This is a genomic window from Leisingera sp., assembly GCF_982940295.1.
This window is the reverse complement of record NZ_CEYXRG010000015.1, coordinates 1-19967: the sequence shown is the minus strand read 5'-3', so window position 1 is coordinate 19967 and position 19967 is coordinate 1. Positions and strand designations below refer to the sequence as shown.

Sequence of the window (19967 nt, the reverse complement as noted above, 5' to 3'; positions counted from 1 at the left end):
AAAGGAATTCACGATGGATGCGCGCGCTATTGCCATGGGGCTGGCCTTTGCCCTAATGTGGTCCTCCGCCTTCACTTCGGCGCGGATCATCGTTCAGGATGCCTCCCCGCTGTTCTCCCTGGCAGTCCGCTTCCTGATTTCCGGCCTGATCGGCGTCGCCATCGCCCGCGCCATGGGGCAGACCTGGCGGCTGACTCCGGGCCAGTGGCGCGCCACGGTGATATTCGGCATCTGCCAGAATGCGCTCTACCTCGGCCTGAACTTCGTCGCCATGCAATGGATCGAGGCCTCGCTGGCCGCCATCATCGCCTCCACCATGCCGCTGCTGGTGGCGCTGGCGGGCTGGGCCCTGTTCGGCGAACGGCTGCGGCCGCTGGGCTATGCCGGGCTGGCGGCGGGCATCCTGGGCGTCGCGCTGATCATGGGCACACGGCTCAGCGCCGGTGTCGACCTGCTAGGCGTTCTCCTCTGCGTCATTGGCGTGCTGGCGCTGACCACTGCCACCCTTGCCCTGCGCGGCGCCACCTCTGGTGGCAATTTCATGATGGTTGTGGGCCTGCAAATGCTGATCGGCTCGGCGGTGCTGTTCGTGGCGGCGCCGCTGACCGAGGAGATTTTCGTGAACCCCACCTGGCCGCTGGCGCTGGCCTTTGCCTACACCACGATCGTGCCGGGGCTGACGGCCACCTTCATCTGGGTGCTGCTCTTGAACCGCATCGGCGCGGTGCGCGCCGCCACGTTCCACTTTCTGAACCCGGTGTTCGGCGTGGCCATCGCCAGCGTGCTGCTCGGCGAAAAACTGGGGCCGCTCGATCTGCTGGGAGTCGCCATCGTCACCGGCGGCATTCTGGCCGTTCAGCTGGCCCGCCAGGCCAACCGGCGCAAAACGGAGCTCTCCCGCGCGGCAAAGCCGGGCTGACGCCCGCCCCCGGCCCTTGGGCCTGGCGCCCGCGGCCCGTTGCAACCCCTCGTGTTTACGGCTTAACCTGACCGGCAAGACCCCAACAGGAGGACGCCGCATGAGCGCGCAACTGACCCAGGTTCTGGAAGCGATCGACGCCGCCAACGCTTTGGACCCAACCCTGGAAGACGGCCAGCCTGCCGCGCTGCTCTATGGCCAGCGGATGAGCCAGGAGCAGCAACGCCTGTTCCCGGACGCCCCCGAAGTGCTGCAGATCGCCGCCCGCGGCCAGCATGTGGAACGCTGGAAGCTCGCCCGCGATGCCTTCCCCGAAGGCCGGGCCGGCTATCTCGCCTGGCGCAAGGCCGAGGCTGTGCATCACGCCGACGTGGTCACCTCCCTGATGCAGGACGCAGGCTATGGCGCCACGGATACGGAAGCCGCCGCCAAGATGCTGCGTAAGGAAGGCATCAAGCGCGACGATCAGGTGCAGGCGCTGGAGGACATCATCTGCTTTGTCTTCCTCAAGTGGTATTTCGCCCCCTTCGCCGCCAAGCATCCGGCGGACAAGGTGCAGCGCATCGTCGAGAAGACCGCCCGGAAGATGTCGGCGGAGGCTCGCGCCCGGGTGCTGCGGGAATTCGACCTGCCCGGCGACCTGGCCGGCGCCTTCGCCGCCTGAGCACCCCCGCACACGGCTTTGCGAGCCGCCTGTAACAGGGCTTTGCATTTGCGCATCCAGACCCCATGTTCTGCACCAAACGCGAACAGGCGGGAGGACACCATGACCAGATATTTCAAGAACCCGGACGCCATTGCCGCCCTCTCCGAGGAAGAGTTCTATGTGACCCAGAACGCGGGCACCGAACGCCCCGGCACCGGCAAGCTGCTCCACAACAAGGAGCCGGGCATCTATGTCGACATCGTCTCGGGCGAGCCGCTGTTTGCGTCTTCGGACAAGTATGAATCGGGCTGCGGCTGGCCCAGTTTCACCAAGCCCATCGAATCTGCCCATATCCAGGAACTGGAGGACCGCAGCCTCGGCATGATCCGCACCGAGGTCCGCTCCACCCATGGCGACAGCCACCTGGGCCATGTCTTCCCCGACGGCCCGATGGACCGCGGCGGCCTGCGCTACTGCATCAACTCCGCCTCCCTGCGCTTCGTGCATCTGGACGACATGGAGGCCGAGGGCTATGGCGCCTACATCAACCAAGTGGAGACCGTGAAATGAGCACCACCGAACGCGCAGTCCTGGCAGGCGGCTGTTTCTGGGGCATGCAGGAACTGATCCGCAAGCGCCCAGGCGTCATCAGCACCCGCGTCGGCTATACTGGCGGCGACGTGCCCAACGCCACCTACAAGAACCACGGCACCCATGCCGAAGGGATCGAGATCGTCTTCGACCCCGCCGTCACCTCCTACCGGGAACTCTTGGAGTTCTTCTTCCAGATCCATGACCCGACCACCGTGAACCGCCAGGGCAATGACATCGGCATGAGCTACCGCTCGGCGATCTACTACGTGGACGACACCCAGAAGGCGGTGGCCGAGGACACCATCGCCGACGTCGACGCCTCCGGCATCTGGCCCGGCAAGGTGGTGACCGAGGTCGAGCCTGCGGGCGATTTCTGGGAAGCGGAGCCGGAGCACCAGGACTACCTGCAGCGGCTGCCCACCGGCTATACCTGCCATTTCCCGCGCCCCGACTGGGTGCTGCCCAAACGCGGCGCCGCCGCGGAATAGGCCCTAACCAAGCGCTTTCAGCCCCGCCGTACTCCGGCGGAGCTTTTCACATGTCAGATCTGCAGCAAGCGTCCGTGCTTCTTCTGGCCAGAAATATCCCCGCCGGAGGCAGCGGGTTTTCCCGGAAAACCCGCTTCACAGCCCAGGACGCCTAGGCGTGCGCCACCCGCGGCCGGCCGCTGGCCTCCACCGTCAACGTGCCTTCGACGAACACTTCACGCGATTCCACCTGCGCCGTGCGGATGTCCCGCTCCACATGCACATGGATGTCTTCGGCGCCAGCGTCCTCCGCCGCACCGCGGGCCTCACCCGCCAGCGCCGCCTCCAGCGCCGCCAGCGCCTCGTCTGATGCCTGGTAATCCACCGGCCCGCTCTCCAGATGCACCCGGTACTTGCCCTCCGCAGGGCACGTCACGGTGCCGCTGCGCCGCATGGTGACCCGGCCCACAACCGCACCAATGGCATTCGCCACGCCTGCGTGTTCCGGCAGGATCATGTTGCAATGCAGCCGCTCCCCCACCGCCGGGTAGTAACTGGGCGCCGAGGCCCCCAGACCCACCACATCCACATTCATAGAGGCATCCAGCGCCAGCAGGCCACGGTGCCGGGCAAGGCCCTTTTGCAGCAGCACATGCCGCGCCAGTTCCCGTTCCGGCAGGCCAAAGCTCTCGGCTTCCTCGGCAAAGGCAGACTGTAACAAGGTCAAAGCGGTCTGTTCAGTCAGCTGATCGATGATCATCTGCGCCATCGTTTCCGCATCCTTTGCCGCCATGTCGCCGCTGCCCACCCGGCGGCGGGCAAAGAGGGTCAGCGCCTTCTCCGCCGCCTCCCGGTCCCAGGCAGCGACCCGGCCCAGCACATGGCTCGCGTCCGAAGGCGTCACTCCAGACACCTGCACCAGCCCGCGGTCCACCAGCCGGTTCAGCGAGCCGTGCTCCATCCGGGTCCGCAGAATGCTTCCCAGCGGGTGCACCTGCATCCCGATCCGCGCCAGCAGCCCGGCCTCGCGCTCGCTCAGCCCCGCCACCGGCACCCCCGGCACCGCCCGCACGAAACGCCCGTCGAACTCGCCCACCGTTGTATTGCGCAGCTGTTCGTCCAGCGCCGCATGCACCACCTCCGGCGCATCCGTGGCTATCAGCGAGACCGGCACCACCCGTCGCGGCCCCAGGGTCAGCCCCCCAGACAGGCCGCTGGTGTTCAGATGCACCTGGCTGTCACCGCCGAGACCGGTGGTCCGCATCGCCACCGCCTCGACCATGGTGCGGAACTCGCCGACCCGGGCACCGGCCGGGTCAATCGCCGGCTTGCCGTCCCGGATCAGCGCCACATCGGTGGTGGTGCCGCCGATGTCGCTGACCAGCGCATGCTCCACACCGGTCATCCAGCGCGCCCCCACGATCGAGGCCGCAGGTCCCGACAGAATGGTTTCAATCGGCCGCTCCCGCGCCTGTTCACCGCTCATCAGCGCCCCGTCGCCGCGCACCACCATCATCGGCGCCTCGATGCCCAGATCGCGCAGCGTGTCCTGCGCCCGGCCGATCAGCCGGTCGATCATCCCGATCAGACGCGCATTCAAAACCGCCGTCACCGCCCGCTTGGGCCCGTTCAGCTTGGCCGACAGCTGGTGCGAGCAGGTGACCGGCGCGCTGGTCAGCTCATGAATGACCCGCGCGGCCTCCATCTCATGCGCCGGGTTGCGGGTGGCAAAGACACCGGCCACGGCAAAGCCCGTCACCCCCTGCCCCTCGGTGCGCAGAAACATCTCCAGCGCCTCCACATCCAAGGGCGCCGCCTCGCTGCCCGCATGGGTATGGCCGCCCGCCAGCACCAGTGCCGGATCGCCCTTCAGGGCATCCTTCAGCCCGTGCCGGTCCAGATCAGCCTCGGCAAACCCGATATAGATCAGCGCCACCCGGCCGCCCTGCCCCTCGACCAGCGCATTGGTGGCCAAAGTGGTGGACAACGCTGCCAGCGACACGTCCTCCGGCTTCACTCCGGACTGCTCCAGCACCGCCCGGATCGCGCCGCCAACGCCAATCGCCAGATCCTGCCGCGTGGTCAGCGACTTGGCCGAGGCGATCACCTCCTTCTCGTCGCGGATCAGCACCGCATCGGTATAGGTTCCGCCCGTGTCCACTCCCAGCAACAGCGCCATGCCCAGCCCTCTCAAACTCTGTTCGCCGGACCGGGTGTAACGCCTATTTGCGGCCCGTCCATCCTGTTTGCGTCACGAAAGCTTTTGAACCGCCCAAGCCGCCGCATCCGCCACCGCCGGGTCCGGATCCTCCGCCAGCCGCTGCGCCACCTGCCGCAGCTCCAGCAGACCGGAATTGCCAATGGCATAGAGCACATTGCGCACAAACCGGTCGCGACCGATGCGCTTGATCGGCGAGCCGGAGAACATCGACCGGAACGCCGCATCGTCCAAGGCGGCAAGCTCCGCCAGCTTCGGCGCCTTCAGCTCCTCGCGCGCGGCATAGCGCATGTCGCTGGCCGCCACCGCAAACTTGTTCCACGGGCACGCCGCCAGGCAATCGTCGCAGCCGTAAATCCGGTTGCCCATCTTCTCCCGCAGCTCCTCCGCCACCACCCCCTTGTGCTCGATGGTCAGGTAGGAAATGCAGCGCCGCGCATCGACCTGGTAGGGCGCTGGAAAGGCATCGGTCGGGCAGCTGTCCAGGCAGGCCCGGCAGGACCCGCAGCGGTCCCGCTCCGCCTCATCCGCAGGCAGCTCCAGCGTGGTAAAAACAGAGCCTAAAAAGGCCCAATTGCCCCAATCCCGGCTCACCAGATTGCTGTGCTTACCCTGCCAGCCCAAGCCCGCTGCCTGGCCCAGCGCCTTTTCCGGAACCGGTGCGGTATCGACAAAGACCTTTACCTCGCAATCCTCACCGGCCTCCGCAATCAGCCAGCGCGCCAGCCGCTTCAGCCGCTTCTTGACCAAGTCGTGATAGTCCTTGCCCCGGGCATAGACAGACACCGCGCCGCGGTCCGCCTGACCGACCACCGCCATCGGGTCCTCATCAGGTGTATAGCTTTCCGCCAGCATGATCACCGACCGCGCCTCGGGCCACAGCCGGCTAGGGTCACCCCGCCAATGCGTCCGCTCCGCCATCCAGCTCATCTGCCCGTGATAGCCCGCCTCCAGAAAGGCCTGCAGCCGTCCAGGCACCTCCGGCACGTCCCACGGGCGGCAGACCCGGCAGGCGACAAACCCCTCCGCCAGCGCCTGCGCGACCAGTCTTTGCTTGATGCCGGATCGGTCTTTCATCTTTCCCCAAATACTCCGGGGTGAATTGGGCCTAAGGCCCAAGAGGGGCAGCGCCCCTCAACCCGTTGATATCAGAAATCCAGATCAGTGTAATGCGGCGGCGGCCGGAAGCCCGGCACCTGATCGGCCAGGATCGAGCGGAACGCAGGCCGCGACTTGATCTTGGCATACCAGTCCTTGACCACCGCCGAGCGGTTCCAGTCCACGTCCGAAATGTAATCCAGCGACGACAGATGGGCGGCAGCGGCGAAGTCCGCCAGCGTCATCATGTCCCCGGCCAGCCAGCGGCGGTGGTCCAGGAGCCAGGCCATGTAATCCAGATGGTATTTGATCGCCTTGGCGCCCGCCTTGACGTTGCGGCTGTCGGGATAGCCCTCGCCGGTGATCTTCTTGTTCACCCGCTCATACAGCAGCTTGGAGGTCACCTCGTGGTGGAACTTGTCATCAAACCAGCTCACCAGCCGCCGCACCTCATAGCGGCCCGCGGCATCCTTGGGCATCAAGGGCGGCTCCGGCCTGGTGTCCTCCAGGTATTCGCAGACCGCCGCGCTTTCGGCCATCATCTGGCCGTCCAGCCGGATCACCGGAACCTTGGCGGCCGGGTTGCGGCGCAGGAAATCGGGGTCCTGCTCCCAATAGCGCTCCTCGACCAGTTCAACCTCGATCTTCTTCTCCGCCAGCGACAGCCGCACCTTGCGGCAAAAGGGGGACAGGGGAACGTGGTACAGGCGCGCCATGGCTACAGGGGATCTCCAGAAACGTGACTACGGATACCCAGCAATGCCTCGGCCGGGAGAAAGATTCAATCCTCGAAACAATCCGCCCGCCCGTCTGCGCGAATCGTGGCCGCCCCGTCCTGAATCTGCCGCGCCCGGCGCTGCACGAAGTTCGAGGGTTTACGGGCCGAACGCTCTTTGGGATTGGGCAGAACCGCGGCGATCAGGGCCGCCTGGCGGGCGCTCAGCTGATCCGGGCCGACACCGAAATACTTGCGCGCCGCGGCCTCGGCACCGAACACGCCCTCGTCCATCTCGGCAACGTTCAGATAGACCTCCAGGATCCGCCGCTTGCTCCACACCGCCTCGACTATCGGAGTCAGCAGCGTCTCCAGCACCTTGCGCGGCCAGCTGCGGCCCTGCCACAGGAACACGTTCTTGACGACCTGCTGCGAAATCGTCGAGCCGCCGCGGCTGCCGCCCGCCTCGATCGCGGCCTGAATGGCGCGGGCATCAAAGCCCCAATGGCGGCAGAACTGCGCATCCTCCGCCGCCACGACGGAACGCGCCAGCACCGGTGCCATCTCCTCCAGCGGCACCCACATCCGGTCGACCTCGCCCAGGCGGCGCTGCTCCGCCCAGATGGTGTGGGTGATAGGCGGATTCACCACTGAAAACAGCAGGATGAGTAAAAGGAAGACCGCCGCAACCGCAAGCACCGCGCGCAAGAACCAGCGCCGCAGCCAGCGCAGCGGCTGAATCTGCCGCTTCGCCGTCTTCTTGCTGCTCTTGGTTTTCTTCTTCTTTGCAACTGCCTTGGCCATGACCCTCTATAGGACGGCAGGGGGGCATTCACAAAGGGTCAGTTGCCCGGCTGCCGTAATCCGCCAGCCCTAAGTCTCCCGAGGCGAGGGAAGGGCGCTGCCCCTCTTGAGCCTGCGGCCCAATTCACCCCGGGATATTTTTGGCCAGATGAAGTCCGGATCGGACTGCGCAGCTGACCGCGGGCAATGAAAAACCCCGCAAGCTTGCGCCTGCGGGGGTCGATTTCTGTGTCTGATCGGGCTTATTCCGCTGGAACGGCTGCCTGCTCCTGCATCACCGGATGCGCCAGCTTGTCGAGCATCTCCTTCGGGCAAACCTGCAGGAAGTTCGCCTTCTCGATATCCCAATGCTGCAGGATCTCCGCGGCCTTGCGGCTGCCGGTCTCCTGCTGATGGCGTTCGATCAGGCTTTTCAGCTCCGCTTCCCAATGCGCCACGGTGACCGGGCAGGTGACCAGCGATTCCATGTTCATCAGGGTCGCGGCCTTGCCCTCGGGGTCATAGAGATAGGCCATGCCGCCGGTCATGCCCGCGCCGAAGTTGGCACCGATCGAGCCGAGGATCACCGCTACGCCGCCGGTCATGTATTCGCAGCCGTTGGAGCCGCAGCCCTCGATCACCACCTTGGCGCCGGAGTTGCGCACCGCAAAGCGTTCGCCCGCGCGGCCGGCCGCAAACAGGTAGCCATCGGTTGCGCCGTACAGCACAGTGTTGCCGATGATGGTGTTCTCCGAGGCCACCAGCGGGCTTACCTGCGGCGGGCGCACCACGATGGTGCCGCCCGACAGGCCCTTGCCCACATAGTCGTTAGCATCGCCCGACACTTCCAGCTTAAGCCCCGGCGCCGCAAAGGCGCCCAGCGCCTGGCCGGCAGAACCCTGCAGCTTCACCGTCAGGTGATCCGGCTGGAAGGAGTTCCGCATCCCGAAGTTGCGCACGATGTGGCTGGAGGTCCGGGTGCCCACGGTGCGGTGGGTGTTCTGGATCGCGTAAGACAGCTGCATCTTCTCGCCGTCCTGCAGGAAGCGGGCGGCATCGCGCACGATCTCCGCATCCAGCGTGTCCGGCACCGCGTTCCGCTCCTTGTCACGGTTGTAGACGATGCTGGCGGAGCCATCGACGGTGATCAGCAGCGGGTTCAGGTCCAGGTCGTCCAGGTGCGCAGAGCCGCGCGACACCTGCGCCAAGAGGTCGGCCCGGCCGATCACCTCGTCCAGGCTGCGGGCGCCGATGGAGGCGAGGATTTCCCGCACTTCCTGGGCGTAGAAGGTGATCAGGTTCACCACCTTGTCGGCGTTGCCGGTGAACTTGGCGCGCAAGGATTCGTCCTGGGTGCAGACCCCCACCGGGCAGGTGTTGGACTGGCACTGGCGCACCATGATGCAGCCCATGGCGATCAGCGCCGCGGTGCCGATGCCGTATTCCTCGGCGCCCAGCATCGCTGCCATCACGATATCCCGGCCGGTCCGCAGGCCGCCATCGGTGCGCAGCGTCACCCGCTCGCGCAGGTTGTTCATCGCCAGTACCTGATGCGCTTCGGTCAGGCCCATCTCCCACGGCAGGCCCGCGTATTTGATCGAGGTCGCCGGAGACGCCCCGGTGCCGCCGTTGTGGCCCGAAATCAGGATGATGTCAGCCTTCGCCTTGGCCACGCCCGCGGCGATGGTGCCGACGCCCGAAGATGCCACCAGCTTCACCGTCACCTTGCAGCGCGGGTTGATCTGCTTGAGGTCGTAGATCAGCTGCGCCAGGTCCTCGATCGAGTAGATGTCGTGGTGCGGCGGCGGCGAGATCAGGGTCACGCCCTTGGTGGAGTGGCGCAGGCGGGCGATCAGGTCGGTGACCTTCATGCCCGGAAGCTGGCCGCCCTCACCGGGCTTGGCGCCCTGGGCCACCTTGATTTCCAGCTCTTCGCACTGGTTCAGGTATTCCGCGGTCACGCCAAAGCGGCCCGAGGCCACCTGCTTGATCTTGGCCGACGGGTTGTCGCCGTTGGGTTCGGGCACGAAGTGTGCCGGATCCTCGCCGCCCTCGCCGGAGTCCGACTTGGCGCCGATCCGGTTCATCGCCACGTTCAGCGTCTTGTGCGCCTCGGGGCTCAGCGCGCCCAGGGACATGCCCGGGGTCACGAACCGCTTGCGGATCGCGGTGATGCTCTCCACTTCCTCCAGCGGGACCGGCTTGCCCAGCGGCTTGATCTGCAGCAGATCGCGCAGGTGGATCGGCGGGTTGCTCTGCATCTTCGCCGAATACTGTTTCCACAGCTCGTAAGAGGCGCGGTTGCAGGCCATCTGCATCATATGCATCGAGGTCGCTTCCCAGGCGTGCGTCTCACCCGACTTGCGCGCCTTGTAGAAACCGCCGATGGGCAGCACGCCCTCCGGCGCCTTCCAGGCCTTGGCGTGGATTTCCTCTGCCTTGGTCTGGATACCGGTCACACCGATGCCGGAAATGCGCGAGGTCATGCCCGGGAAATACTCGGCACACATGGCGCGGGACAGACCCACAGCTTCGAAGTTCAGGCCGCCGCGGTAGGAGGAGACCACCGAGATCCCCATCTTGGCCATGATCTTGAGCAGACCCTGGTCGATGGCCTCACGGTAGCGCGCGACGTTTTCGGTCAGGGTACCGTCCAGCAGGCCGCGCTCGATGCGGTCGGCCAGCGAATCCTCGGCCAGATAGGCGTTCACCACGGTGGCGCCGCAGCCGATCAGCACCGCAAAGTAATGCGGGTCGATGCACTCGGCAGAGCGCACGTTCAGCGAGCAGAAAGTGCGCAGGCCCTTGCGGGTCAGATGCGAGTGCACGGCAGAGGTCGCCAGGATCATCGGCATCGCCACCTTGCTGGCGTCGGAATACTGGTCGGTCAGCACGATATGGCCCGCGCCCGAGCGCACCGCTTCCTCGGCTTCGGCCCGGATCCGCTCCAGCGCTGCGTTCAGCGCGCCGCGGCCCGGTGCAAAGGTACAGTCGATCTCGGCCAGCGGCGCGTTGAACTGCTGCACCAGCTTGTCCCATTGGGCGTTGCCGACAAAGGGGCTTTCCAGAACGATGATCTCGGTCTGGGAGCTGTCCTCGTCCAGCACGTTCTTGAGGTTGCCGAAACGGGTCTTCAGCGACATCACCCGGTATTCGCGCAAGCTGTCGATCGGCGGGTTGGTCACCTGGCTGAAGTTCTGGCGGAAGAAGTGGCTCAGCGGGCGGTACATCTTGGACAGCACGGCAGACGGGGTGTCATCGCCCATCGAAGCCAGCGATTCCTTGGCGTCCTCGGCCATCGGCGCAAGGATCTGCTCCAGCTCCTCGATTGTATACCCAGCCGCAACCTGACGGCGCCGCAGCTCCTCGCCGCTGAACAGCGGCTGTTCGGTGACGCTGGCGAGGGTTGTGTCCAGATCGTTGATCCGCTTTACCCAGTCGCCGAACGGCAGCGCGCGCGCCAGCTTGTCCTTGATCTCGGTGTCGCGGAACAGCTTGCCCTTTTCCATGTCCACGGCGAGCATCTGGCCCGGACCCAGCGCGCCCTTCTCGACCACGGTGGCCTCGTCCACCGGCACCATGCCCGCTTCGGAGCCGGCAATCACCAGCCCGTCGCCGGTCACGACGTAACGCATCGGGCGCAAGCCGTTGCGGTCCAGGCCCGCGCAAACCCAGCGGCCGTCGGTCATCGCCAGCGCGGCGGGGCCGTCCCAGGGCTCCATCACAGAGTTGCAGTAGGAGTACATGTCGCGCCAGGACTGCGGCAGCTCTACCGCCTGCTTGGACCAGCTTTCCGGCACCAGCATGGTTTTCGCCATCGGCGCCGAACGGCCGGCGCGCACCAGAACCTCGAACACGCCGTCCAGCGCTGCGGAGTCGGAAGCGCCGCCCGGCACGATCGGCTTGATGTCTTCGGCATAGTCGCCAAAGGTCGAAGATGCCATGCGGATCTCATGGCTCTTCATCCAGTTCAGGTTGCCCTTCAGCGTGTTGATTTCGCCGTTGTGCGCCAGCATCCGGAACGGCTGCGCCAGCCACCACTGCGGGAAGGTGTTGGTGGAATACCGCTGGTGATAGATCGCAAAGGCACTCTCGAACCGCTCATCCATCAGGTCCGGGTAGAACACCGCCACCTGCTCCGCCAGCATCATGCCCTTGTAGATGATCGAGCGGCAGGACAGCGACGCGATATAGAGGCCGGAGATGCCGGCCGACGACGAAGCCTTCTCGATCCGGCGGCGGATCACATACAGCTCGCGTTCAAAGGTTTCCTCGTCCACGCCCTTGGAGTTGGAGATCAGGATCTGCTCGATCTCCGGGCGGGTGGCATTGGCCTTTTCCCCCAGGCAGGACACATCCACCGGCACATGGCGCCAGCCATAGATGGAATAGCCCATGCGCAGCACTTCGGTTTCCACGATGGTCCGGCAGCGCTCCTGGGCGCCGAAGTCGGTGCGCGGCAGGAACACCTGACCCACCGCCATGAGCTCATCCTGGCGCGGCTCGTGGCCGGTGCGGCGGATCTGGTCATAGAAGAACGGCACCGGGATCTGCACATGGATGCCCGCGCCGTCGCCGGTCTTGCCGTCGGCGTCCACCGCGCCGCGGTGCCAGATCGCCTTCAGCGCGTCGATGCCGGCCTCCACCACCTTGCGGCTCTTCTTGCCGTCAACCGAGACAACCAGCCCCACACCGCAGGACGAATGCTCCTCTTCCTCGGAATAGAGACCGTTTTCAGCCATCCATTTGCGCTTGGCTTCCTCGGCGCGCACCCAATCGGCATCATATTTGGTCATTGGCTGTTTCCTTCTACGGCGGGGGCAAACATCTCCATCACGTCAGCGCCGGTCAGTTTCCGGCAGCTGCTGCTGAAGGCGTAGCCCGCGGGCTTCTTGTCGATGTAAAGTTCCAGGCGCAGTTCATTGCCGCCTGCGTTTTCAAACAGGCCAGCCGACATTTGCGTCTGGCCCTTATGTTCTCCTGCGGTCATCCGGTACCACAGCGCCGATCCGCATTCGCCGCAAAACGCGCGCTCCGCCCACCGCGAGGACTGATAGGTCCGCACCGGACCCAGCGCGGCATAGCCGGTGCCGGCCTGAAAGCTCAGGAACGGGCCGCTGGCCCAGCGCTGGCACATCTCGCAATGGCAGGCAGAAATAGAGGCGCGCGCGGGCGTCGCGGTGACGCTCACTGCGCCGCACATGCACTGTCCCTGCAATTCGCTCATGTCCATTGTCCTTTGCTGGCTGGGTCAGCAGTGCTGACCTTGGCGCTGCTCTATTGCTGCCCGCCGGTGCACAGGGGGTGCACAAGCGGTGTACGGGGGGTGCCGGGTTATTCCGCGGCCACCGCGGCCTTGCTGTTCAGCTTTTCGATGATCGCCTCGGCGCAATCGCGGCCGTCCTTGATCGCCCAAACCACCAGCGACGCGCCGCGCACGATGTCACCCACGGCGTAGACACCGTCCAGCTCTGTGGCACCGGTCTGGAACGCGGCCTTGATGGTGCCCCAGCGGGTCACCGGCAGCTCCGGCTGGTTCCACAGTGTGGGCAGTTCTTCCGGCTCAAAGCCCAGCGCCTTAATGACCAGGTCGGCTTCTTCAACGTAGTCCGCGCCTTCGATCACTTCTGGCGCCTGACGGCCCGAAGCATCCGGCTGGCCCAGGCGCATCTTCTGCACCATCACGCCCGCGACCTTACCGCCGTCGTCGGTGAAACCCTTGGGTGCCGACAGCCATTCAAAGATCACGCCTTCTTCCTCGGCGTTCTGGGTCTCGCGCTGCGAGCCCGGCATGTTGGCGCGGTCGCGGCGGTACAGGCATTTGACCGAGGTCGCTCCCTGGCGGATCGAGGTCCGCACGCAGTCCATCGCGGTATCGCCGCCGCCGATCACGACGACCTTCTTGCCCTCGGCGTTCAGCGACCCGTTGTCGAATTCTTCAACCGCATCGCCAAAGCTCTTCTTGTTCGAGGCACACAGGAAATCGATCGCCTTGACGATCCCTTCGGAACCGCTGCCCGGCATCGCCAGATCGCGCGATTTATAGACGCCGGTGGCAATGATCACCGCATCATGCTTGGCGCGGATGTCCTCAAACGAGATGTCTTCGCCCACGTTGCAGTTCAGCTTGAACGTCACGCCGCCATCGGCCAGCAGCTTGTTGCGGCGCTCGACCACGTCCTTTTCCAGCTTGAAGCTGGGGATGCCGTACATCAGCAGCCCGCCAGCGCGGTCATAGCGGTCATAGACGGTTACCTGGATACCGGCCTTGCGCAGCATGTCCGCCGCCGCCAGGCCGCCGGGGCCGGCGCCGATGATGCCAACGCTCTCGCTGCGCTCAGCCAGCGGCGCTGCGGGCTTGACCCAGCCTTTTTCCCAGGCGGTGTCGGTGATGTACTTCTCGACCGATCCGATAGTGACGGTACCGTGGCCGGACTGTTCGATCACGCAGTTGCCTTCGCACAGGCGGTCCTGCGGGCAAATGCGGCCGCAGATCTCCGGGAAGGTGTTGGTGGCCTGCGAGGTGGCATAGGCCTCTTCCAGGCGGCCGGTTGCGGTCAGGCGCAGCCAGTCGGGGATGTTGTTGTGCAGCGGGCAGTGGCTCTGGCAATACGGCACACCGCATTGGCTGCAGCGGCTGGCCTGCTCCTCAGCCTTGGCAGCAGCATACTCCGCGTAGATCTCATTGAAGTCTTCCTTGCGTACACTCGCGTCACGCTTTTGAGGCATGTCGCGTTCGATCTGCACAAATTTCAGCATCGGTTGCTTGGCCACGGGCTGGACTCCATCGTTTGTCTGGCTGCGAGGGCACCTTTGCAGGTACTGGAACGCTTTATGTCAACTGTGCTGACCTATTTTGCCAGCGCTTTACCTCTGATACCTTGTTCGGCGGAAATGTACAGAAATTTTAGGTCCGTATCGGACCATAATATCCGCTTCCCAATTCAGAGGCGGTATTTATACAGAGTCACGACAGTTTACGGCCCGTTCGCGGCCAGCAAAGGACGTTTTCAGTATGCCTCTTTTCCAGCTCGTCCTGGTAGCGCTGATCCAGGGCATTACCGAATTCCTGCCCATCTCCTCCTCCGGCCATCTGATTCTGCTGCCCGGACTGACCGGGCTGAATGATCAAGGGCAGGTGATCGACGTCGCGGTGCATGTGGGCACCCTGGCCGCGGTGATGATCTATTTCTGGAGCGATGTGCGCGAGGGCCTTATCGGCCTGCCCCGCGCCCTTACAGGCCGCACGGACACGCCCGGCGCCCGGCTCGCCATGGGGTTGATCATCGCCACCATCCCAACCGTTCTGTTCGGTGCGGTGCTGCATTTCACCGGCCTCAGCGATGCGCTGCGGTCGATGGCGGTGATCGGCTGGACAATGCTGGGATTCGGGCTGGTGCTGTACTGGGCCGACCAGAAAGGCGCCGAGGTGAAACAGGCCGGCGACTGGGGGGTGCGCGACGCGCTGATCATGGGGCTGTGGCAGATGCTGGCCCTGATCCCGGGTACCTCGCGTTCCGGAATCACCATCACCGGTGCGCGCCATCTGGGCTACACCCGCGAGGACGGCGCCCGCATCGCCATGCTGATGTCGATCCCCACCATCATCGCTTCGGGCGTGCTCCTGGGCACCGAGGTGGCGCTGGAGGCCAACACCGCCCTGATGCGCGATGCAGGGATCGCCGCAGTGCTTGCCCTGCTGTCGGCGCTGGCCGCGCTCAGCCTGATGATGCGGCTGCTGCGCTCTGTCAGTTTCACGCCTTACGTGATCTACCGGGTGATCTTGGGGAGCATCCTGCTCGCCATCGCCTACAGCAGCTGAGCCGGAAACGAAAAACGCGGGGACATCCCCGCGCTTTCAAACCCTTGGGCTGTCGCAACAGTCAGGTGCCGTTGCGCAGATTGCGGGCCGAGTTGGTCATCTCGTCGTACTGGCCGGAGGGGCGGAATTTCCACAGGTAGTCCGGCAGAACCGCCTCCAGGCTGACCGGGCTGATACCCAGATCGCCAAACCCCTTGGCGCCTTCGGACACCACATTGTCCGACTTCAGGCTGCGCAGCTGGTCGCGGGTCAGCGTCTTGTTTTCGATCAGCTGGAAGCTGGCCGCCTGCAGCATGTCAAAACCAAAAGCTACCAGCCAGGCGGCGGGGCGGGGCAGCGACAGGATCAGGCGGCGGCGGTGAATCACCTCCAGCATCTGCTCCATCAGCTCGCGGAAGGTCTTGGCCTCAGGGCCGCCCAGTTCATAAATGCCGCCCTCCGCCGCGCCGGTTGCTCCCTTGACCGCGGCCTTAGCCACGTCATCAACGTAGACCGGCTGGAACCGGGTGGCGCCGCTTGCAATCGGCAGAACCGGCGACAGGCGGGTCATGCCCGCAAAGCGGTTGAAAAATTCGTCCTCGGCCCCAAAGATCACGGAGGGGCGCAGGATCACGGCACCCGGGAAGTGCTGCAGAACAGCAGTTTCGCCCGCGGCCTTGGTGCGGGAGTATTCGCTGGCAGCATCCGCATCAGCGCCAATCGCTGAGATATGCACCAGGCTGGCGACACCTTCTTGCGACGCGATGCGGGCTATGCGGCCCGCGCCTTCGGCGTGAACGGCGCCAAAGGTGTTCTTGCCCAGCTCGTTCAGGACGCCCACGCAGTTCACCACTGCATCCGCACCCTGCATCACTGCGGCCACGGACATGTCATCGCGGACGTTGCAGAACACCGGCTCCACCTGGCCCGGAACACCATAGGGTTTCACATGCATGGCTTCATTGGGGCGGCGCACCGCCACCCGCACACGCCAGCCTTCCTTGGCCATGCGCCGCGCAATGTAGCGGCCCACGAAACCGGATCCGCCATAGATCGTGACCAGTTTGGACATCTTTTGGCTCCTGAACTTAGCTGCCCCTATGCCTTAGCGCCGCAACGGGCGTCAAACAAGGCGCAAAACGTGGGATTACGGCCACAATGACTGCCGAAGACGCAAGCCGAGTTAACAGCTTCCCCGGAATTGCCTTATTTGGTTAACGTCGCCTTCAGCCCCTCAGGGTTAAGGCAATTTGGTGTACCCGAAACACCTGTTTTGGCGGTTTAATTGTCGGTTTAAAGAGGTCAGCTCATATGATCAGTGAAAATGACAAATCCCTGGTCCGCAAAAGTTTCGAGAGCGAGCGGATGGATCTTGATACCTTCGCCACCGCCTTCTACGCCAAGTTCTTTGCCGCCTGCCCCGAAGTCCGCCACCTCTTTTCCCGCGACATGACTAGGCAGGAAGAAAAGCTGCTGGCCATCCTGACCCATATTGCAGAAGCGCTGGACGATTCCGCGCGGTTGAATGAAATCCTCAGGCAGCAGGGGGAAAAGCACCGCGAGCGGGAAGTGTCAGATGCGCATTTCAAGGGATTTATCCTCGGCTTCACAGGCGCCCTTTCAGAAACACTTGGTCCGGACTGGAGTACCGAAGCGGAGCTGGCGTGGACCAGATTCCTGACATTTGTAGCGGCCAAAATGAATTTCACGGTGCAGCGCTAAGCAGCTCCAGGCAGCGGCCCTGCATGTGCTGCCGTTTTCCATTTGACGCCCCTTGCGAACCGCCTTATACGCCGGTCACACGACACCTGCCCAGGTGGCGGAATTGGTAGACGCGCTAGCTTCAGGTGCTAGTGTCCGTATGGACGTGGAGGTTCGAGTCCTCTCCTGGGCACCATCCCCCTGCATCAGTCACAAAATCTGCAGAACCGCACGGCGCCTTTCCGGTCCGGCAACGCTGTTTATAATGCTTATTGGTCTATGCCGGTAAACGGGCAGAACGGCAGGGAAGCCCCGCCGTTCGCAGTCTTTCCAAAATTATCAGTTCGGCTCTTTTACCGCGTCCTGCCGCTCCGCTTCCGGCTCCCCTTCAGCGTTCGGGCCGGTTTCCGCGAAGTCTGCTTCTTCCGCATCTTCCGCTGTGTCAGTCTGCTTGTTGTCCAGCGCACCGGTGATCAGCGGCAGCATATGTGCCGCCGCATGGCTGGCAACCTCCGGTGTCTCCGGGCGCTTCCAAGACAGGGTGTCAAAGCTGGTGCAATGCTCACAGACCGGCTCCCATTCCGCATGGATATGGTTGCAATTGGTGCAAACCCACTGCGGTCCGCGCGGAGCCGTCAGCGCTTTGGCGAGCCACCCCTGCACCACCTTGTCATCCGCGCCTTCGCCGCGCTCGATCGCTGCCATCAGCGTCAGCGCCCGCGCGTCCGGGGCCCGCTCTGTCAGGTCGCTCAGCCAGCGGCGGGCTTCGGGGAAGTCCTCTGCCACGATGTTCAGCTCTGCCATCACCAGGCGGGTTTCATCGTCCTGCGGGTTGAGCCGGGCCAGCTGGTCGAAGCGGGCAACGCGCTCCGCGGCGCTTTCGTCCGGCTCGACCTCGGCAAAGGCGTGGGCCAGATCCGGGTGCGGCTGGCTTTGCCAAGTTTTTTTCAGCAGACGGACCGCCGGGCGCTTCTTGCCCTTGGCGAGGTAGGCACGGGCCGCCATCGCCGCGGCGGGCACCAGGTCAGGCGACAGACGGTTGGCCTCGATCGCCTGCTCCCGCTGCTCGATCGTGGCGTTTTCGTCGATCACCCCTTTGGAGGCCGATAGTGCCAGCACCGCATCGCGGCGCTTGTAGACATCGCGCGGCAGGGTGCCGGTCTTGAGCTTAGTCGACAGCGTCTTGCGGGCACCGGCCCAATCCTCGGCCTGGGCCTGCAGGCGCAGAAGGGTGTCCTGCACCTCTTCATGCTTGGGCCGCAGCGCCAGCGCCTTCTCGGCCAGCTGGCGGGCGGTGTCGGTATCGCCCTCGGACAGTTTCTGCTTCATGATCCCGCGCACCCCGACAAAGCGGGTCTGCTGGTTCGACAGCAGCCGTTTGTAGGCCTCCGCCGCCTTGTGAGTGTCGCCGCTCATTTCAGCAGCCTGCGCCACCAGCAGGTCCGTCAGCTCAGGGTTCTGCAGGTATTTTTCCGCGCGCGCCGCCTTGGCCAGGGCCAGCCGTCCTTCACCGGAGGCCAGCGCCATCAGGCCTTCGGACAGCGCCCGGTAGCCTTTGCGCTCACGCCCCTTGTCCCAATAGCGCGACAGGGCGGTCTCGTCACCGTTCAGGAAGCGCAGCGTGGCCACCAAGAGCGACAGCAGCTTGAGAAACAGCCAGACCGCAACCACAAGCACGCCCAGCGCGATCACCGATTGCAGCGCGCTGAAGGTGTATTCAGTGCCGGCAACGGTGATTTGCACCCCGCCGGCGGTTTCCATCAAAAGGCCCGCGCCAAATGCCAGAAGCGCGACAATCGCGACAAATACGAGGATCTTCAACAACGACCAGAGCATGGCGGCTTCCTTATTTGGCTTGCAGGCTTTGGGCCAGATCAGCGGCAGCGTTCACCGCTGCGACCCGCGCGTTTGCCGCCGCTTCCCAGCCGGCTAGGGCAGCACGTGCGGTTTTCGGCAGCGCGGAGAGTTCTGCCAGCGCCTCCTCGATCCGGCCTGCGGCCACGGCGGCCTCGGCCCGGGACAGGATGGCATCCGGATCATCGCCGTCGCGCGGCGCTACGGAACGGGCGCCAAGATGGCGGTTCACATAATCCATCAGGCTGCCGCCGCCTTTTGCCTCTTCGCGGGCGGCGGCCAGCGCCTCGCGGGCGGCCGGGGCAAAGCCATCGCGCAGGGCGGTCAGGGTGGCCACACCGGTTTCCGCCGGTCCGGCAAGTTCTGGCGGCACTTCGACGCCCAACAGTTCAAGCCGCTGCACGCTGGAGTCATAGCTGTTGCCGCTGTCCAAGGCGGACCGCAGCTGCGCCAGCTGGGTCTGGGCGCTGGCGATGCGGGCGGCTTCGGCGCTGGCCGTCTCCATTTCCTCTGCTTCTGCCAGCTTCTGATCGACTACGGCCCGCTGCGCCGCGAGGCTCTCCTGCAGCTTGCCCAGCTCTGCCTCAAACGCCGCAACCGCTTCAGGCGATGCGCCTTCCAGCGGGCGGGTTTCCAATGCGGACACACGTTCCGCCAGGGCCTGCAGATCCGCGCGCAGCGTATCATCCGGGGCCTCAGCGGATTGCGCCTCTTTCAGCGCTGCAACCTCTGCGGCGAGGGTGTCGGTGCGTTCGGCGAGCGGAGCAAGGTCAGGGGCGCGGTTGTCCTCAACCTGCTGCTTCAGCGCGGCAAGCGCCGCCTGCATCTCCGCCTGGCTGGTTTCCAGCGCGGTCAGATCCACGCTGCTGCCTTTCAGCGATTGCGGCAGCACGGAGTCGAGCCAGCCGCTCTGTCCGGCCACAAAGCCGATCCCCGCGGCCACCACACCGCCCAAGAGGGCTGCGCCGAAGCCGCCGCGCTTTTCCACCACCCGCTCGATTTCGTGCGGCTGTGCCTCTGCCGCGGCGTTATGTTCCGCAGGCTCAGCCGGGGTGTCCTCTTGCAGCGTCTCCCGTTCGAAGGGAGACACAAATGCGGTCTCGGTCTCGGTCTCGGTCTCGGGCTCGGGCGCGCTCTCGCGCTCGGTCGCGCTCTCGCTGGCGCGGTCGCG

The 19967-nt window shown here is 64.9% G+C and carries 16 protein-coding genes and 1 tRNA gene; 7 read left to right on the top strand and 10 right to left on the bottom strand.

Translation table 11 applies throughout. The annotated features are described in order from the left end of the window. Nucleotides 1–13 precede the first annotated feature (13 nt). The 4 genes from AC4HIX_RS14065 (at nucleotide 14) to msrA (ending at nucleotide 2647) form a co-directional block, all read left to right on the top strand. A complete protein-coding gene (locus tag AC4HIX_RS14065; RefSeq protein ID WP_490399407.1) occupies nucleotides 14–919 on the top strand; it encodes a DMT family transporter in 906 nt (301 codons plus the stop codon). Nucleotides 920–1019: 100 nt separating this feature from the next. Next, nucleotides 1020–1583 (top strand): DUF4202 domain-containing protein, encoded by a 564-nt coding sequence (locus AC4HIX_RS14060; RefSeq protein WP_490399406.1) that lies wholly within the window; start codon nucleotides 1020–1022, stop codon nucleotides 1581–1583. Between the two features lie 102 nt (nucleotides 1584–1685). After that, entirely contained in the window at nucleotides 1686–2135 is a 450-nt protein-coding gene (gene msrB, locus AC4HIX_RS14055) for a peptide-methionine (R)-S-oxide reductase MsrB (RefSeq protein ID WP_490399405.1), read from the top strand. Further along, complete coding sequence (msrA, locus tag AC4HIX_RS14050; protein ID WP_490399404.1) at nucleotides 2132–2647, top strand: peptide-methionine (S)-S-oxide reductase MsrA; 516 nt, start codon at nucleotides 2132–2134, stop codon at nucleotides 2645–2647. The genes msrB and msrA overlap by 4 nt, the downstream gene beginning before the upstream one ends. Nucleotides 2648–2798: 151 nt before the next feature. Here msrA and AC4HIX_RS14045 read toward each other — a convergent pair whose 3' ends face one another. The 7 genes from AC4HIX_RS14045 to AC4HIX_RS14015 all read right to left on the bottom strand — a co-directional run bounded on the left by AC4HIX_RS14045 (nucleotide 2799) and on the right by AC4HIX_RS14015 (nucleotide 14214). Then, complete coding sequence (locus tag AC4HIX_RS14045) at nucleotides 2799–4805, bottom strand: hydantoinase/oxoprolinase N-terminal domain-containing protein (protein WP_490399403.1); 2007 nt, start codon at nucleotides 4803–4805, stop codon at nucleotides 2799–2801. 72 nt (nucleotides 4806–4877) lie between these two features. Beyond that, nucleotides 4878–5921: a tRNA epoxyqueuosine(34) reductase QueG gene (gene queG, locus AC4HIX_RS14040; RefSeq protein ID WP_490399402.1), complete on the bottom strand. Its 1044-nt coding sequence runs from the start codon at nucleotides 5919–5921 to the stop codon at nucleotides 4878–4880. Between the two features lie 71 nt (nucleotides 5922–5992). Then, a complete protein-coding gene (fzlA, locus tag AC4HIX_RS14035) occupies nucleotides 5993–6658 on the bottom strand; it encodes an FtsZ-binding protein FzlA (RefSeq protein ID WP_475048611.1) in 666 nt (221 codons plus the stop codon). Nucleotides 6659–6723: 65 nt separating this feature from the next. Continuing rightward, nucleotides 6724–7461: a monofunctional biosynthetic peptidoglycan transglycosylase gene (mtgA, locus tag AC4HIX_RS14030; protein WP_490399401.1), complete on the bottom strand. Its 738-nt coding sequence runs from the start codon at nucleotides 7459–7461 to the stop codon at nucleotides 6724–6726. Nucleotides 7462–7703: 242 nt separating this feature from the next. Continuing rightward, on the bottom strand, nucleotides 7704–12236 hold the full coding sequence (gltB, locus tag AC4HIX_RS14025) for a glutamate synthase large subunit (RefSeq protein WP_490399400.1): 4533 nt from the start codon (nucleotides 12234–12236) through the stop codon (nucleotides 7704–7706). Then, nucleotides 12233–12667 (bottom strand): GFA family protein, encoded by a 435-nt coding sequence (locus AC4HIX_RS14020; protein ID WP_490399399.1) that lies wholly within the window; start codon nucleotides 12665–12667, stop codon nucleotides 12233–12235. The genes gltB and AC4HIX_RS14020 overlap by 4 nt, the downstream gene beginning before the upstream one ends. A gap of 107 nt (nucleotides 12668–12774) precedes the next feature. Next, a complete protein-coding gene (locus AC4HIX_RS14015; RefSeq protein WP_490399398.1) occupies nucleotides 12775–14214 on the bottom strand; it encodes an NAD(P)-dependent oxidoreductase in 1440 nt (479 codons plus the stop codon). Nucleotides 14215–14455: 241 nt separating this feature from the next. On the opposite strand from AC4HIX_RS14015, the gene AC4HIX_RS14010 reads away from it, so the two are divergent. After that, entirely contained in the window at nucleotides 14456–15262 is an 807-nt protein-coding gene (locus tag AC4HIX_RS14010) for an undecaprenyl-diphosphate phosphatase (protein WP_490399397.1), read from the top strand. A 61-nt stretch (nucleotides 15263–15323) separates the two neighbouring features. Here AC4HIX_RS14010 and AC4HIX_RS14005 read toward each other — a convergent pair whose 3' ends face one another. Further along, entirely contained in the window at nucleotides 15324–16313 is a 990-nt protein-coding gene (locus tag AC4HIX_RS14005) for a complex I NDUFA9 subunit family protein (RefSeq protein ID WP_490399396.1), read from the bottom strand. 239 nt (nucleotides 16314–16552) lie between these two features. On the opposite strand from AC4HIX_RS14005, the gene AC4HIX_RS14000 reads away from it, so the two are divergent. Both AC4HIX_RS14000 and AC4HIX_RS13995 read left to right on the top strand, forming a co-directional pair. Then, a complete protein-coding gene (locus AC4HIX_RS14000; protein ID WP_490399395.1) occupies nucleotides 16553–16963 on the top strand; it encodes a globin domain-containing protein in 411 nt (136 codons plus the stop codon). An 88-nt stretch (nucleotides 16964–17051) separates the two neighbouring features. Continuing rightward, nucleotides 17052–17138 (top strand) — tRNA-Leu (locus tag AC4HIX_RS13995). A 143-nt stretch (nucleotides 17139–17281) separates the two neighbouring features. On the opposite strand, the gene AC4HIX_RS13990 is transcribed toward AC4HIX_RS13995, so the two are convergent. Together AC4HIX_RS13990 and AC4HIX_RS13985 are read right to left on the bottom strand one after the other, a co-directional pair. Then, entirely contained in the window at nucleotides 17282–18778 is a 1497-nt protein-coding gene (locus AC4HIX_RS13990; protein WP_490399394.1) for a heme biosynthesis protein HemY, read from the bottom strand. A 10-nt stretch (nucleotides 18779–18788) separates the two neighbouring features. Next, the coding region (locus AC4HIX_RS13985; protein WP_490399393.1) for a COG4223 family protein at nucleotides 18789–19967 on the bottom strand (1179 nt) is incomplete at its 5' end.

Coding starts and splice junctions, on each gene's coding strand:
- AC4HIX_RS13990 (WP_490399394.1), bottom strand. CDS start 18,778: ATGCTCTGGTCGTTGTTGAAGATCCTCGTATTTGTCGCGATTGTCGCG.
- AC4HIX_RS14010 (WP_490399397.1), top strand. CDS start 14,456: ATGCCTCTTTTCCAGCTCGTCCTGGTAGCGCTGATCCAGGGCATTACC.
- AC4HIX_RS14060 (WP_490399406.1), top strand. CDS start 1,020: ATGAGCGCGCAACTGACCCAGGTTCTGGAAGCGATCGACGCCGCCAAC.
- gltB (WP_490399400.1), bottom strand. CDS start 12,236: ATGACCAAATATGATGCCGATTGGGTGCGCGCCGAGGAAGCCAAGCGC.
- msrB (WP_490399405.1), top strand. CDS start 1,686: ATGACCAGATATTTCAAGAACCCGGACGCCATTGCCGCCCTCTCCGAG.
- AC4HIX_RS14065 (WP_490399407.1), top strand. CDS start 14: ATGGATGCGCGCGCTATTGCCATGGGGCTGGCCTTTGCCCTAATGTGG.
- AC4HIX_RS14045 (WP_490399403.1), bottom strand. CDS start 4,805: ATGGCGCTGTTGCTGGGAGTGGACACGGGCGGAACCTATACCGATGCG.
- fzlA (WP_475048611.1), bottom strand. CDS start 6,658: ATGGCGCGCCTGTACCACGTTCCCCTGTCCCCCTTTTGCCGCAAGGTG.
- mtgA (WP_490399401.1), bottom strand. CDS start 7,461: ATGGCCAAGGCAGTTGCAAAGAAGAAGAAAACCAAGAGCAGCAAGAAG.
- AC4HIX_RS14020 (WP_490399399.1), bottom strand. CDS start 12,667: ATGAGCGAATTGCAGGGACAGTGCATGTGCGGCGCAGTGAGCGTCACC.
- AC4HIX_RS14000 (WP_490399395.1), top strand. CDS start 16,553: ATGATCAGTGAAAATGACAAATCCCTGGTCCGCAAAAGTTTCGAGAGC.
- msrA (WP_490399404.1), top strand. CDS start 2,132: ATGAGCACCACCGAACGCGCAGTCCTGGCAGGCGGCTGTTTCTGGGGC.
- queG (WP_490399402.1), bottom strand. CDS start 5,921: ATGAAAGACCGATCCGGCATCAAGCAAAGACTGGTCGCGCAGGCGCTG.
- AC4HIX_RS14005 (WP_490399396.1), bottom strand. CDS start 16,313: ATGTCCAAACTGGTCACGATCTATGGCGGATCCGGTTTCGTGGGCCGC.